Annotated in this window: 12 protein-coding genes; 3 read left to right on the top strand and 9 right to left on the bottom strand. The window is 55.1% G+C overall.

The window, feature by feature from the left end:
- Positions 1 to 16 precede the first annotated feature (16 nt).
- From arnF to WCC56_RS11785, 9 genes are all read right to left on the bottom strand, one after another.
- A complete protein-coding gene (gene arnF, locus WCC56_RS11825) occupies positions 17 to 400 on the bottom strand; it encodes a 4-amino-4-deoxy-L-arabinose-phosphoundecaprenol flippase subunit ArnF (protein WP_424692562.1) in 384 nt (127 codons plus the stop codon).
- Entirely contained in the window at positions 400 to 732 is a 333-nt protein-coding gene (arnE, locus tag WCC56_RS11820) for a 4-amino-4-deoxy-L-arabinose-phosphoundecaprenol flippase subunit ArnE (protein ID WP_424692561.1), read from the bottom strand. Before arnE ends, arnF begins: the two co-directional genes overlap by 1 nt.
- Positions 729 to 2,387 carry a lipid IV(A) 4-amino-4-deoxy-L-arabinosyltransferase gene (arnT, locus tag WCC56_RS11815; protein ID WP_424692560.1) on the bottom strand — a complete coding sequence of 553 codons (1,659 nt, stop codon included), beginning with the start codon at positions 2,385 to 2,387 and terminating at the stop codon, positions 729 to 731. Before arnT ends, arnE begins: the two co-directional genes overlap by 4 nt.
- On the bottom strand, positions 2,384 to 3,286 hold the full coding sequence (gene arnD / locus WCC56_RS11810) for a 4-deoxy-4-formamido-L-arabinose-phosphoundecaprenol deformylase (protein ID WP_424692559.1): 903 nt from the start codon (positions 3,284 to 3,286) through the stop codon (positions 2,384 to 2,386). The genes arnT and arnD overlap by 4 nt, the downstream gene beginning before the upstream one ends.
- Positions 3,283 to 5,271 (bottom strand): bifunctional UDP-4-amino-4-deoxy-L-arabinose formyltransferase/UDP-glucuronic acid oxidase ArnA, encoded by a 1,989-nt coding sequence (gene arnA, locus WCC56_RS11805; protein WP_424692558.1) that lies wholly within the window; start codon positions 5,269 to 5,271, stop codon positions 3,283 to 3,285. Before arnA ends, arnD begins: the two co-directional genes overlap by 4 nt.
- On the bottom strand, positions 5,271 to 6,251 hold the full coding sequence (gene arnC / locus WCC56_RS11800) for an undecaprenyl-phosphate 4-deoxy-4-formamido-L-arabinose transferase (protein WP_424692557.1): 981 nt from the start codon (positions 6,249 to 6,251) through the stop codon (positions 5,271 to 5,273). The genes arnA and arnC overlap by 1 nt, the downstream gene beginning before the upstream one ends.
- Entirely contained in the window at positions 6,241 to 7,392 is a 1,152-nt protein-coding gene (arnB, locus tag WCC56_RS11795) for a UDP-4-amino-4-deoxy-L-arabinose aminotransferase (protein ID WP_424692556.1), read from the bottom strand. Before arnB ends, arnC begins: the two co-directional genes overlap by 11 nt.
- 476 nt (positions 7,393 to 7,868) lie before the next feature.
- Entirely contained in the window at positions 7,869 to 8,882 is a 1,014-nt protein-coding gene (locus WCC56_RS11790) for an XdhC family protein (RefSeq protein ID WP_424692555.1), read from the bottom strand.
- A 3-nt stretch (positions 8,883 to 8,885) separates the two neighbouring features.
- Positions 8,886 to 9,455 (bottom strand): nucleotidyltransferase family protein, encoded by a 570-nt coding sequence (locus WCC56_RS11785; protein WP_424692554.1) that lies wholly within the window; start codon positions 9,453 to 9,455, stop codon positions 8,886 to 8,888.
- A gap of 194 nt (positions 9,456 to 9,649) precedes the next feature.
- On the opposite strand from WCC56_RS11785, the gene WCC56_RS11780 reads away from it, so the two are divergent.
- The 3 genes from WCC56_RS11780 to WCC56_RS11770 are packed head-to-tail and all read left to right on the top strand — an operon-like array spanning position 9,650 to position 14,222.
- Positions 9,650 to 12,439 carry a xanthine dehydrogenase family protein molybdopterin-binding subunit gene (locus WCC56_RS11780; protein WP_424692553.1) on the top strand — a complete coding sequence of 930 codons (2,790 nt, stop codon included), beginning with the start codon at positions 9,650 to 9,652 and terminating at the stop codon, positions 12,437 to 12,439.
- Complete coding sequence (locus WCC56_RS11775) at positions 12,436 to 12,990, top strand: (2Fe-2S)-binding protein (RefSeq protein ID WP_424692552.1); 555 nt, start codon at positions 12,436 to 12,438, stop codon at positions 12,988 to 12,990. The genes WCC56_RS11780 and WCC56_RS11775 overlap by 4 nt, the downstream gene beginning before the upstream one ends.
- Positions 12,987 to 14,222 carry a c-type cytochrome gene (locus WCC56_RS11770; RefSeq protein ID WP_424692551.1) on the top strand — a complete coding sequence of 412 codons (1,236 nt, stop codon included), beginning with the start codon at positions 12,987 to 12,989 and terminating at the stop codon, positions 14,220 to 14,222. The genes WCC56_RS11775 and WCC56_RS11770 overlap by 4 nt, the downstream gene beginning before the upstream one ends.
- Positions 14,223 to 14,352 lie beyond the last annotated feature (130 nt).

Here is a 14,352-nt window from a genome sequence, read left to right as displayed (position 1 = left end):
CCCTGCCATTAAATCATCACGCTGCTTTACTATCAGGCCAGCAGATCAACAGTAAGCCGCTAAAAATCAGCGCCACACCGGCCAGTTTTCCCCACTGAAACACTTCGTTGAAGGCGGGTAAGAGCAGGGCTGCGGCCCAGACCAGCACGTAACTCAGACTTAACAGCGGGTAGGCTTTACTCAGCGCGATGCGTTGTAGCGCAAGGAACCAGCACAGCATTGAAAGGGCATAGGCCGCTAACCCTGCGAACAGGGCTGAGGCGGGCAAAGGCGTGGTGATCAAAGCGTGTAAAAAAGCCAACGGATCGCCGACAGAAGGCAGCGACATCATCGACCAGCGCAACAACAACTGCGCCCCGCTGACCAGCAGGACGCTGCACAAAGCCCATAAAATTCCCATCAGGTATAGGCTCCCATCACCGCCACGCCAACCACGATCAGCACAATGCCGATCCAGTGGCGGAAAGGAACGGGTTCCTTCCACAACCAGCGGGCAGCCAGCACCACAAAGATAAAGTTCAGACTAAGCATCGGGTAGGCCACGCCAACCGGCACGCTTTGCAGCACCACCAGCCAAATCAGCATTGCCAGGCCAAGCATCAACACGCTCAGACCCAGCCAAAACAGCAGGTGGCTTTTGCCCTTCCGCAAGCCATAGTGCGCAGCCTGTTTCTGGCACAGTTGCCCGGCACAGCTTAGCAGGCTGGCAAGCAGGATCAGCAGCAGGCTCATGGCGTCTGGCTGTAGCGGAACATCACCAACCTGCCCTGCCGGTAACAGAAATCGGCTTTTGGCAGATCTTTATCCGGGTCGTCATTGCGGGCCAGTAACATCACCAGCGTCACGTCACCCTTTTGACGATGCGCTGCCAGCCAGGCCGGGAAGTTGGCTCCGCTAATAAACTTATCACTCGCGTCTGGGTAGCTAAGACCGTACTGCACTTCGCCGGGTTGATCGTACAAAATGATGTCGCTGCGTCGCATTTCCCACGCCAGCCCTGAAGCAATCCCGGGATTATTCGCCAACAGGTAATGGCTGCCTGAAATGTCGTTTTTAATCCCATGAATAAACTGCTGGGGCTGTTTGGCATCCATGACATGCAGAGGGATCACCTGGCCCGCCACTAACGCCAGCACCAGTGGGCAAAGCGCGGCCAGGCTCCAGCGTGACGCTGGTGCTTTCAGGGTTATCCAGCCACAGAAAGCCCAAAACAGGAAGGCAGAAGCCGCAAGCAGCACTTTGGTCACTTCTTGATGGCTGTAAACCGGGTGTTTAGCCAGTCCCCATGGCGCCAGGAAACCGAGCACAGCAACGCTGACGACCAGACCAAAGACCAGGTTAATCCAGCCATTAATTTTTAAGGTTGTGCCTTCGCCGGACATTTTTATCAGCGCCTGACGAGCCATCAATATTGCCAGCGGTGCAAAGCACGGCAGGATATAGGTTGGCAGCTTGCCTTTGGCGATGCTGAAGAACAGCAGCGGCATGACCACCCAGCTAAGCAGATACAGACTGCCGCGGCTGCTTTGCCGATCCTGCCAGCCTGAACGCACTGCCGCAGGCAACAGCCCCAGCCAAGGCACGCAGCCAAGCACCAGCACCGGCAGGTAATACCAGAACGGCGCTTTATGCTGCGCATTGGCTTCGGCAAAGCGCTGGATATGCTCCACCCAGAAGAAGTAGTGCCAGAAATCCGGCTCACTTTTGGCGATGGCAATCGCCCAGGGCGCGCTGATTAAGGCCGCACCGACGATAGCCAGCGGGCCAAAGCACAGCAGCTCTTTGAACCGTCGCTGATGGATAGCCCAGGGTAGAATGGCAATCACTGGCACCGCAAGCGCCAGAAAGCCTTTGGTCATAAAGCCCATGCCGCAGGCCAATCCGAGCAGCAGCCAGCTCAGAACCTTTTTGCCGTTGGTGGTGACTTCCGTTGTCAGCCAGTAACTGCACATCGCGGCCACCAACCACAAGGTGATCATCGGGTCCAGCACCGCGTAAGTGCCAATGCCATACACCAATAAACAGGTCAGGAAAATAACGCCGGACATCATTGCCGTGGCACGATCGCGCCACAGCCTGAACGCCAGCCAGTAAACCATCAGGGCTGTCAGCGTAATTGAAAAGACGGAGCCAAAACGCACGGCAAAGTTGTTATGGCCGAAAATCAACTGACTGAGATTATTGATCCAGTAACCGGCTATCGGCTTTTCGAAATAGCGCAGATCAAAGAAGTGCGGCACTACCCAGTTGCCGCTCGCTACCATTTCCCGGCTGATCTCCGCATAGCGGGTTTCATCAGGCTGCCATAACGCACGAAACTCCAGCGGGATCAGGTAATACAAGGCAAATAACGCCAGAAGGAGAAAACCCTTTCTCGTGATTGTCATAAAATTGACTCTGTTGATTGCTGGCATCCCAGCCATCCCTCACGCCCGGGGAGGCTACCCCGAACAATTTTTCCTGTCGGCAGGCTGTTAAGATCCTCTGGCAACAGCTCACTGAGTGGGCAAAATTGAATGCCCTCCTGTTCGGCCAGCGTCAGTAGCTCACTGAACAGATTGCTCATCACTATTCCCTCCACCTCCGCATGGATGGTGTAAACGGGCGTGCCCTGATCCTGTTTTATCCGGTCGATAATAAACGCATTAAAATCTTCCTTGCTGACCGAGGAGCCGACCACCTCATCCCAGGTTGGCAGCGTTACCGGGATCTGTACCGTCCCTGGCGTGCCATCATCCAACAAAGGACGAAACGGAGAGGTTCCCCGGCAGTCGCTGTTGTAGTGAAAATGGAACGGTTCTTTGACATCAACCACACGCTGATCGGCGCGCCAACCCGCCACCGCGGAGCAGGTCACAGGCTGTCCGGTGATGACCGTCAGCGCATCTTTTCCCAGGCGGATTTGATGCGTTAACTGTTCCGCAGGCCAGACACCTGCCCAGGTTTGCCAGGCAAAATGATCCCAGGCATGCAGTCCCACTTCATGGTGATCGCTGGCGGCGCTAACGATCTCCGCCAGGCCACTGCCAATCTGCCGGCCCGGCCAGGCCGTACCCGCCAGCAAGATATCCCAGCCATACAGCGAGGCGGCGTTGGATCTCAGCATCTTCCAGAGAAATTTAGGTTTAAGCAGGCGCCATAAGTGGCGCCCCATATTGTCTGGTCCAACGCTGAAGAAAAAAGTGGCCTGAGTGCGATGCATACTGAGGATTTCCAGCAGTTTTGGCACGCCATCTCGGGTGCCCCGCCAGGTATCAACATCTATACGAAGGCCGACTTTTCTCATTTTTTCTCTTCCGGCGCGTCCAGTTCAACCGTTCTCAGGAAGAAGTCCAGCGTGGCATCAATGGTTTTGTCCATGGTCACTTCTGGCGTCCAGCCCAGCAGGCGGCGAGCGTTACGGATGGCCGGTTTACGGTGTTCCACATCCTGATAACCTTTGCCGTAGTAGCTGCTGCTTTCCACGTCACGGAAACCGGCGAACGGCGGGAATCGATCGCGCAGCGGATGACGTTCAAAGCTGGCAAGCAGTTGTTCCGCCAGCTCTTTGATGCTCGCTTCGTTTTCCGGATTACCAATGTTGATGATCTGGCCGTCGCAATTATTGTCTTTGTTTTCAATAATGCGGAACAGCGCTTCAACCCCATCGCTGATGTCGGTAAAGCAGCGTTTTTGTTTGCCGCCATCCATCAGTTTGATTGGCGACCCCTCAACCAGATTCAGGATCAGTTGGGTGATGGCCCTTGAGCTGCCAATACGTGCCGCATTCAGGTTATCCAGGCGTGGCCCCATCCAGTTAAACGGACGGAACAGGGTGAAACGCAGCCCTTCTTTATCACCATAAGCCCAGAGAACGCGGTCAAGCAGCTGTTTGGAGACCGAGTAGATCCAACGCTGTTTGTTGATCGGCCCGACCACCAGATTCGAGGTATCTTCATCGAAAGTAGGATCATCACACATGCCGTACACTTCGGAGGTGGACGGGAAAATAATGCGTTTTTTGTACTTCACGCAGTCGCGGATAATCTTCAGGTTCTCTTCAAAATCGAGCTCGAAGACCCGCAACGGGTTACGCGTATACTCAATCGGCGTGGCGATAGCGACCAGCGGCAGGATCACGTCACATTTTTTGATGTGGTATTCAATCCATTCGGAATGGATGCTGATATCCCCTTCCACGAACTGGAAGCGCGGGTGGCCGACAAAGCGGCTGATCGCATCTGAGCCAATATCCAGACCGAAAATATCAAAATTGTCGTCCTGCAACAGACGCTCGGTCAGATGGTTACCGATAAATCCGTTAACCCCGAGGATTAACACGCGCGTGCGGCGTTTGAGGGGAGAGGCAGGTTTATTGGTCAACAGCGCCTGATTGACCAGACCCAGCGTTTGCGCCAGCTGTGAGCCCTGCATGTAAACGCCGTTGTCGCTCTGCCCGGTCATGACTTCCAGCGCACCTTCACCACAAGCCACCACCAGCGGATTCACTGACAGCACGGTTCCGGCTTTGGCAGCAGGCAGATCGTGACGGACTTTGCCTTTCCAGATAATGAATTTTGCAGCGCCAACATAGCCAAACGCACCAGGCCACGGATCGGTGACCGCACGTACCAGATTATTCACCACCTCAGCCGGTTTAGACCAGTCGATACGGCCATCTTCCGGCGTACGACGCCCAACAACGGTGGCCTCAGAAGCGTCCTGAGCACGTTCGGTCATCTGGCCATTTTTGATCAGTGGCAGGCAATCTGACAGCAGATGTTCCGCCGTAGCATTCAGTTTGCGGTGCAGTGTCAGCGCATTGTCATCCGGAGAGATAGTGACGATCTCCTGTGCGACAATGGCACCGGCGTCTGCGCGGGCAACCATTCTGTGCAGGGTCACGCCGGTTTCCGTTTCGCCGTTAACCAGTGCCCAGTTCAGTGGCGCACGGCCACGGTATTTAGGCAGCAGGGAACCGTGCAGGTTGAACGCGCCTTTAGGGGCGAGACTTAACAGCTCATCACTCAGCAAGTTGCGGTAATAGAAAGAGAAAATGACCTCAGGTGCCAGGGTTTTAATGCGATCAACCCACAGCGGATGGTTCACATCCTCCGGCGCATAAACCGGGATCCCCTGCTCTGCTGCGGTACGGGCTACGGAAGCAAAAAAGTGATTCTCGTTAGCGGTATCAGCGTGAGTAAAAATCGCCTCAATCTCATAACCCGCGTTCAGCAGCGCAGTGATCCCAATGCAACCCATATCGTGATAGGCAAATACGACAGCTTTCATTATTGGTCTTCCTCAGAACGGACAGGCGCGGAAGAGTTAACTACGCGCTGGATAAAATAGCGTGGACGGGCACGAACATCGTTGTAGATACGCCCGATGTATTCACCTAAGAGCCCCATACCGACAAACTGCGCACCGATGAAAATAAACAGTACGGCGAACAGCATAAATACCCCGTCTCCGGACCATTCCGGACCAAAAAAGAGACGTAAAACAATCAGTAACAGTGATAATGCAAACCCGGCCAGCGCAATCAGGCTGCCAAAGACGCTGAGCATACGCAGCGGCGTAGTGGTCAGGCAGGTGACGAGGTCATACATCAGATTGATCAGTTTCATCAGGCTGTATTTGGAATCACCGAATTCACGCTCCGCGTGCAGCACCGGGATTTCAATCGCCCGACGGGCGAAGGTATTAGCCAGGATGGGAATAAACGTACTGCGCTCATGGCAGTTGAGCATGGCGTCAATAATGTGACGGCGGTAAGCGCGCAGCATGCAGCCGTAATCGCCCATCGCCTTACCCGTTGTCCGTTGAATAAGGTTGTTGATAAGCCGGGAAGCGCGTTTGCGGAACCAGCTGTCCTGGCGATTTTGTCGCACGGTGCCCACCACGTCATAGCCTTCTTCAGCTTTCGCCACCAGACGCGGGATCTCTTCTGGCGGATTCTGCAGATCGGCATCCAGGGTGATAATCAAATCCCCGCTGACATGGTTAAACCCGGCCATAATCGCCGAGTGCTGCCCGTAATTGCGGTTCAGCAAAACGGCGACAACGTGGCTTCCCGGCGCTTCTGCCGCGGCCGTCAGCATTTCAGGTGAACTGTCGGTACTGCCATCGTCCACCAGCAGAATTTCCCAGTCCATCGACAGCTGAGCACAGGCTTCAGAAGTGCGGCGGATCAGCTCCGGCAAACTGTCCTGTTCGTTAAAAACAGGGATCACGATGGACACTTTGTTAATCGGTTGTTCAGCGATCATGGTGTTTCTCAGCAATGTCATGCAGCGCGGCAATGACCCGGCTGACGTCTTCATCGGTCATGGTCGGGAACAGCGGAATAGAGCAAATGCGCTCTGAATTCCATTCAGTTTCCGGCAGGGACAACGCCGGGAAACGTTCCCGGTAATATTTCTGGGTATGCGCCGCCCTGAAGTGCAGGCCGGTGCCAATCTGGCGGTCTTTCAGTTCCTGCATCAGCTGGTCGCGGCTCAGACCGCAACGTGCCGGGTCCACACGCAGAATGAACAGATGCCAGGCGTGTTGATGTTCATAAGTGGGTTGAGCCAGCGGCTGGAAAGGCGTTCCGGCCAGCGCCTTCAGATAGCGTTCAGCAATCTCAGCGCGGCGGGCATTCATCTTAGGCAACTTCGCCAGCTGAACCAGCGCAATGGCGGCGTTGATATCAGCGAGGTTGTATTTGTAGCCGGGCGCGATAACTTCGGCCTGCGGCGCGCGACCATGGGTCTGGCGATCAAAAGCGTCAACGCCCAGACCGTGGAATTTCAGGCTGCGGATGCGGTTAGCCAGCGCTTCGTCGTCGGTCACCACAAGGCCACCTTCAGCACAGGTCATATTTTTGATGGCGTGGAAGGAGAAAATCGCCGTGCCGCTGCTTCCTACATGGCGGCCTTGGTAATAAGTGCCTGCCGCGTGGGCCGCATCATCAATCACCGGGATGCCGTAGCGTTTCCCCAGCGCATGGATGGCAGCGATATCCGCCGGTGCACCAGCGTAATGAACTGGCACAATAGCTTTGGTGCGTGGGGTAATCGCCGCTTCGATCAGCTCAGGGGTGATCATCAGGGTGTCACGATCGATATCAATCATCACCGGTTCAGCACCGAGCAGCGCAATCATATTCAACGTGGAAACCCAGGTCAGCGACGGGGTAATCACTTCATCCCCGCTCCCTATTCCCAACGCCATCAGGGTGACATGCATCCCGGCAGTTGCCGAACTCACGGCAATGGCGTGCTGATTACCCGTCAGTTGGCAAAAAGCCTGTTCCAGCTGCTGATTCTTGGGACCTGTGGTGATCCACCCGGAATTCATGACCTCGCCAACCGCGGCCAACTCGGCCTCGCCCATGGCTGGACGGGAGAAAGGGAGAAAATCAGACATTATTAAGTTTCCTTTAACAATAACCTTAAAAAACTTTAGCAGAACGTGCGTTTGTTGCTGGCAAAAAAGAACGCTAATTCCTTGAAATTTAATCGTCGTTTAAACAAGCTGGTCCTGGTTGCAGGCGGTTACCCTTGAGACTCCGGTTTACAAATGGGGCTCAACTGCCGGTGAAATGACTTTATCAGAGTCAGATTTCTGTTTATTCAACACTGCCTGAACGATATAGGAGATTCCTTAGCTAAAAATTAAGATTACGCAAGGTGGGCGAAATTAGGCAGGAAATCGGCGGAGGGGTTTAAGAGGGGTTTACTTTTAAACAATCCATTATCGGGATTGTCGATGCGGAGTAATACAACGAAAACGAAAAACTTAAGCTTACCTTAATTTTTATGTCACTTTTCCCCTACTGCTCGCGGAGAAAATCTCATCAGGCTGCTTTGAGCAACCTGATGACGCTAAGCCTTGTGGCGAATTCACCCAGCAATAAGCCCATCCTGAGAAACTGACTTTGCCAAGGCTGGCACGGTTAGCTGGTTCTTTAGTTGCACGATATCGGCCATTACGGCCAGCGCAATCTCCGCAGGCGTTTTACTGCCGAGAGGCAATCCTACCGGAGCATGGATTCGGTCCAACTCTTCCACGCTAAATTCGGCAATTTTCTGCAGTCGAACGCGCCGGTTATCACTGTTACGGCGTGACCCCATCGCCCCGATGTAAAAAGCCGGGGTATGAATGGCTTCCATCAAAGTCAGGTCATCCATCCGAGGGTCGTGGGTCAGTGCCACAATCGCCGTGTTGGCGTGGCAGCCTTCTTTCTCAATAAATCTGGCCGGGAACTGCCTGAGTAATCTGATGTCCGGTTTAAGTAAATCGGCAAAATTGGCTAAAGCCTCCGGACGGTTTTCGCAAACCCACACCTCAAACCCCAGTGAGCAGGCAAAGTCAGCGCAGTAGACCGCCACGCTTGACAGCCCGGCAATCAATAATCGTGGAGCGGCGGCAATGTGCAGGGTGATCTGCTGCTGATTGCGCTCCACCAGCGTGCCACTGACAAACTCTGCTGGCTGCAAATCGCGGCAAGCTTCAGGCAAGGTCAGTCGCTTAATCAGAGCATGATGTCCGCGCAGGGCAGACTCGATATTCCGCAGATAGCTGAGGCTTGGATCACCGGCAGGCAGATACTCCACCAACACATCCAGAACGCCGCCGCAGGGCAACGAAACCGTTGGGGTTAACCCGCCTTCACCATAACGGACCAGCTGACTGGGTTGCAGATATTCACCGGCGGCAATGCGGCTTAAGAAATCGTCCTCAATACAGCCGCCAGAGAGCGAACCACAGAATTTTCCCTCACCAGCAGCCACCATAAGTGCGCCAGGCGAACGCGGTGCCGAACCATAAGTCTCCAGCACCGTACATAGCCACACCGGCTGATGTTCAAGCCAGAGCTGAGCCTGGCTGACAACCTGTAGATCAAGATGTTGCATAGATTACTCTTCCGACGGCAACTGCGAAGGCAGGTCGATATCCTGCAAAATGGCGGACGACGACAGGCTAAGGGTAAAGACTGGCGAGTGGCGAAGCAGCGATCGTGCCCCCTCGTCCCCTTTTAGCGCACACAACGCCTTACGCAAGGTGGCGTTAAACCCAACGGGATGGCCAGGTAACTGTTCAAAACGGGGTTGCACAATCGCGTGGTTACGCAACTCTTTTGCCACGGCCTGAAAAACCGCAGGCGGGACATACGGCATATCGGCCAGCTGGATCAACCAGCCTTCCCAGTCAGGCGTTGCGTTGACCGCGGCGGCAATCGACTCGCCCAGCCCATCACTTGCCAGCAGCGTATAAGGCACCTGATACCGGGTACAAACCTGCTGCACCAACCCATTTTCCGGGCGCGTGACCACCAGCACAGGCAGTTCAGCCGCCAGAGCCTGCAACAGTGTCTGCTCAAAAATCGTGGTTTTTCCCAGCGCAGCATTCAATTTATTGCCCGCTCCTCCGGCCTGAACAAACCGTTTTCCCTGCCCCGCCGCAGCGATAACTATGCCAAATTTCATTCTGACGCCTCGTTTGCGCAACAAATCATAACCTTAGTCACACTGCGTGTTATTAAATTGTTTTTTAGTTGAATTGCATGTGTTAATCATCACATAATCCGCCGCATAAGCCTATGCCCTTACGTTATAAGCCAGTCCGCAAGCGTTTGCGCAACAATGTGAAAACAATAACAATAGCAGTTGAAGGGATTTTAATGAGCAATGTTAACCCGTCACGCCGTCGCTTTTTACGCGGTGCCGTGATAGCCGGGGTAGCTGTCTACCTCGCGCCCGTCTATAGCCGTGCCTACTCGGCGTTGTTTGAAGAAAAAATTCTGCAGTCCCCCAACTGGAACCCCGAAACCAAACGTTTGCGTTACCGTATCGACGGACGTTCAAAGGTGATGGGTCAGAAGGTTTTCGCCCGTGATATCCGCGCCACAGACATGCCGCACTGGCCGCAGAAACAGGCTCACGCTTTTATCCTGCGTACCACGCGCGCCGACCGTTTGTTCGCCGGAATAGACCTCTCTTTACTGGGAGAGGATCTGCAACCGGATACCCTGGTCACCGCTGCAGAACTGGCACGGGATGGCCTGGCGTTTCCGGCGTTCTACGGTGACGATATGCTGCTCCCGGAAGGCAAAACCCCTGCCTATCTCGGTCATGCTGTAGCGATTCTGATTTACCATGATTTCGCCCGGTTCCGCTTCGCCAAAGACAAGCTGAAATTCAAAGAAGAGGTGATCCGCTACGGCGCAGAAACCGGTCCACTTCAGCGCGATCCCTGGGGCACCTTCCGCTTTGTGCGTGTGGGGGGCAAAGACGCCTTTGATGACGATCGTTTCTCCAGCCTGAAGGACATGCCGATCTTCCCGGTAGGGATGAAAAAGCATCTTCCAGTCTGGCCGGAAGGACGTGAAGGCGGCAAGCTGGATCAGGAAGGCATGTTCTATGCGGCCTCGATGGCTGACGAACTCACCTCCCCGCCGGAAGACTGGCTGGTGATGTCACGCCGCTTCACCACCCAATCTATCGATACCTCCGCTATGGAGCCCGATAACGCCAACGGCTGGTTTGATACCGCCACGCAAACGCTGCATCTGGTTATCCCAACGCAATCCCCACAGGAAGTGGCGGACGAGATGCCACGGATGTTGGCAAAGCGTCATCCGGCGGTAAAACAGCTGATCCTGCATCCCTGTTATACCGTAGGTTACGGCTCGAAAGATCACTATAACTTTCCGTATTACGGCGCGGTTGCCGCGCTGTATGGCGAAGGTTTGCCCGTCCGTCTGGCGAACGACCGTTTCGAACAGTTCCAGAGTGCGTTAAAACGCCATGCGTTCGATATGAAGTACACCATCGCGGTGAATAAAAACAGCGGTGTGCTGCAGTCATTTCACGGCGAGATGACTGCAGATGGCGGCGGCCGCAGTAATTTCACCCCTTCCGTTTCGATGGTAGGTGCCACGGCAGCGCAGTCCATTTACTACTTCCCGAAAAGCGATATTTCAGCGGTTGGCATCGCCTCCCGCGCCATTGATGCCGGTTCAGCCCGAGGTTACGGCACGCTGCAAAGTATGGCAGCAACGGAAATGATGGTGGATGAATTAGCCGAAGCGCTGAAGATCGATCCGATCGCCTTCCGTCTGAAGAATGTGCTGCGTTCGGGGATGAAAAATACCCAGGGTGCTATTCCTGCCGGTGCGATCCGCGCCGATGAAGTGCTGAAGAAAGCCGCAGAACATGAGATGTGGCGTAAACGCGCAGAGAACAAAATTGCCTATGAAAAGGCCCATCCGGGTAAGCGCTACGGCGTTGGATTTGGCTGCGTTCAGAAAGACTTTGGCACTGGCGCGGAAACCTCTTTTGCGCGGGTTGAACTGAGTGAAAGTGGTCACATCACGCTGTATCACAGCGGCGCAGAGATGGGCACCGGTATGTCGACCTCGCAGTCGGTGATCTGTGCACAGTGGCTGGGCAAACCGGCAGACGAAGCGCACTTCTCGGTGACGGACTGGTCAGTATTGCCCCTGGTCACCAGCGGCGATCCCTATCTGATGTCGCAGGAAGATCAGGACAAACTGCAAAGCAACCCGAACTGGACCCCGAGCTACTGCTCTCCTTCCAGTGCCAGCAACTCGGCTTACTATTTCTCGCACAGCACGCGTGAAGCTGCACGTCAGGTCTTTGAGCAAGGGATCTGGCCCGCAGCCCTGTCGATTTGGCAGTCAGGTCTTGGCGGAGGCCAGGCGGCTCCGTTGGTGGTGCGAATTGAGGATGCGCGCTGGGTTGAGGGTGGCTTGACCGCCGCTGGGATGCAGATTCTGCCGCTGGCACTGTTGGCGCAAAAAGCCTGGCAGATGAAAGCGGTCACCGGCGCGGTTGTCCACGTCTTTAACCGCTGGCAGTGGGCCGAAGCGGAGTTCCCGTTGCCTGCAAAAAGTGAGCGTTTGCCGATCGATGCTCTGGCCTTACGCACTGCGGGTGAGGCGTTCAAAAACCTGCCGCGCAGCCAGGTTTACTATCCCCCAACGCAACGTAACAACGCGGCAGTGACCTATTACAGCGCGGTTGGCACGCTGGCTGAGGTCGCCATTGATACGGCTACCGGCAAGGTCGAGCTGCTGGATCACCACTCCATTATGGAGTGCGGTAACCTGATCGTCCCTGAGCTGGTTTCCGGCCAGTTACAGGGCGGCCTGGCGATGGGCATCGGCCATGCGTTACACGAATATCTGCCGTTGTATGAAGATGGCCCGGGCAACGGGACATGGAATTTCAACCGCTACCATTTGCCACGCGCCAGCGATGTCGCAGTGTGGAAACAGAGCAGCGATATCTTGCCTGCCCTGTCAGAAACCGATCCCCCTAAAGGTATGGCTGAAGTGGTCATGATCCCCGTCGTTGCCGCGCTGGTTAACGCCATCGCCCACGCGACCGGCCACCGTTTCCGTGATTTGCCAGTTCGTGCAGAAAATATTCTTGAGGTATTACCGTGAGCCTGAAAACCCAACCCGTCACCCTGACTATTAACGGCAAGCAACAAGGCCCGATCGAGGTTCCGGAAGGACTGATGATGATCGACTTCCTGCATGAGTATCTGGATCTGACCGGATCACGCCTCGGCTGTGGGCAAGGGATCTGTCACGCTTGCGTGGCGATAGTCGACCACCCCAATGGCGCGAGTGAAGAAGTTCGCACCTGCATTACCGGAGCCCATTTCTTCAATGGCAAAAACGTGCGGACCATCGAAGGCATTGCCAGCAAAAATGCGCAAAACGATGAGGTGGTTCTCTCGCCGGTTCAGCAGGCCTTCCTCGATCATTACAGCTTCCAGTGCGGTTACTGCACGCCGGGCTTTGTGAATGCCGCCACTATTTTTATCGAAAAACTGAAGCGGGAGCCCATTGAGCTGGAGCAGTTGGAAAAGGCGATTGAGCAGGCGCTGGAAAACCATATTTGCCGTTGCACTGGCTATGTCCGTTACTACCAGGCCGTGCGCGATGTGGCGCTGAAAACGCCGGGACTGGTCAGGGGGAGCGCGCAGTGAAAAAACGTCTCGCTGTATTGGTATTAGCGATCGTCATTCTTCTTATTGCCTTTCTGACCTGGCGGGAAAATCGCACTGACGATCGTCCGCTGCAGCAAGTCAGTGCCAGCAGTGAACAGATTGCTCGCGGGAAATACCTGACGCGCGCATCTGACTGCGCGGCCTGCCATACCGCAAAAGACGGCGCGCCGCTGGCTGGCGGCTATCCGCTGGAGACGCCGTTCGGCACCCTTTATGGCAGCAACCTGACGCCATCGGCAGAAGGAATAGGCCGCTGGACGAAGCAGGACTTCTATCTGGCGCTGACCAAAGGGGTTGCGCCCGGCGGCCGCCATCTGTATCCGGCGATGCCTTATACCTCTTACAAAGGGATGACGCGTGAGGATTCCGATGCTATTTACAGTTATCTGATGACTCGCCCGGCGGTGGATGTTGCGATTCCGGAAAACTCGATGCCCTTCCCGTTCAATCAGCGTATGTCGTTGATCGGTTGGAATCTGCTGTTCCGCTCTGACGATCCGCTGCCTGCCAGCTCGCAGGGCAGTTCGGCAGAGTGGCAACGTGGGCGCTATCTTGCTGATGTGCTTGGGCACTGTGGGGAATGTCACAGTCCGCGTGGACAACTGGGGCAGATGCAAACCGATCGGCCTTTGCAGGGAGGCAATTTGGGCCGTTTCCTGGCACCGGATATCACCCCGCACGGCCTTGCCCAACGTGGCTGGAAATCTGAGGATTTGCAAACATTCCTGAGCAGTGGGATCTCACCTCAAGGCACCGCCTTCAGCGAAATGCATACGGTGATCGATCTGAGCCTGCGTTATCTGACCCCGGAAGATCATCAGGCACTGGCGACCTATTTATTGGGTGAACAGCCGGTGGAACCGGTGATGATGAAGATCGGGCAGGGCAATGAAACCGGTCGTCAGCTTTATGCCGATAGCTGTTCAGGTTGCCATGCCCGCGACGGTTCAGGGAAACCGCATGTTGCCCCGGCGATGCAAAATATGGCGACACTGCGCCTGGCAGACAGCCATAACCTGATTGTGTCGGTCATCGACGGCCTGCCTGCCCAGCAGTTCCCGAATAATGAGAGCATGCAAAGTATGCCGGCCTTTGGTGATCATCTTGATGATGAGCAGATGGCGGCACTGATTAACTATTTGCGTGTGACTTGGGGAAATCAGCCGGCAGATGTGACGGCAGAGAAGGTAAAAGCACTGCGGAATCAGTAGAGCTAGTTCCGGCCTTATAAGAAGTCATTGCTGGCCGTACGATGCCAACAAAAAGGACGCCTGCAACTCTGCAGGCGTCCTTTTTTTATGCCTCCCCAAACTGACCGGGGAGTTCAGGCGGACCGGAGCC

This window comes from Erwinia sp. (assembly GCF_049696395.1).
In the GTDB taxonomy this organism is placed as follows: Bacteria; Pseudomonadota; Gammaproteobacteria; order Enterobacterales; family Enterobacteriaceae; genus Erwinia.
This window is presented reverse-complemented; position numbering and strand designations above follow the sequence as displayed.

Excerpts from the sequence above, each read along its gene's own strand:
- arnF (WP_424692562.1), bottom strand. The coding sequence starts at position 400 with ATGGGAATTTTATGGGCTTTGTGCAGCGTCCTGCTGGTCAGCGGGGCG.
- arnE (WP_424692561.1), bottom strand. The coding sequence starts at position 732 with ATGAGCCTGCTGCTGATCCTGCTTGCCAGCCTGCTAAGCTGTGCCGGG.
- arnT (WP_424692560.1), bottom strand. The coding sequence starts at position 2,387 with ATGACAATCACGAGAAAGGGTTTTCTCCTTCTGGCGTTATTTGCCTTG.
- arnD (WP_424692559.1), bottom strand. The coding sequence starts at position 3,286 with ATGAGAAAAGTCGGCCTTCGTATAGATGTTGATACCTGGCGGGGCACC.
- arnA (WP_424692558.1), bottom strand. The coding sequence starts at position 5,271 with ATGAAAGCTGTCGTATTTGCCTATCACGATATGGGTTGCATTGGGATC.
- arnC (WP_424692557.1), bottom strand. The coding sequence starts at position 6,251 with ATGATCGCTGAACAACCGATTAACAAAGTGTCCATCGTGATCCCTGTT.
- arnB (WP_424692556.1), bottom strand. The coding sequence starts at position 7,392 with ATGTCTGATTTTCTCCCTTTCTCCCGTCCAGCCATGGGCGAGGCCGAG.
- WCC56_RS11790 (WP_424692555.1), bottom strand. The coding sequence starts at position 8,882 with ATGCAACATCTTGATCTACAGGTTGTCAGCCAGGCTCAGCTCTGGCTT.
- WCC56_RS11785 (WP_424692554.1), bottom strand. The coding sequence starts at position 9,455 with ATGAAATTTGGCATAGTTATCGCTGCGGCGGGGCAGGGAAAACGGTTT.
- WCC56_RS11780 (WP_424692553.1), top strand. The coding sequence starts at position 9,650 with ATGAGCAATGTTAACCCGTCACGCCGTCGCTTTTTACGCGGTGCCGTG.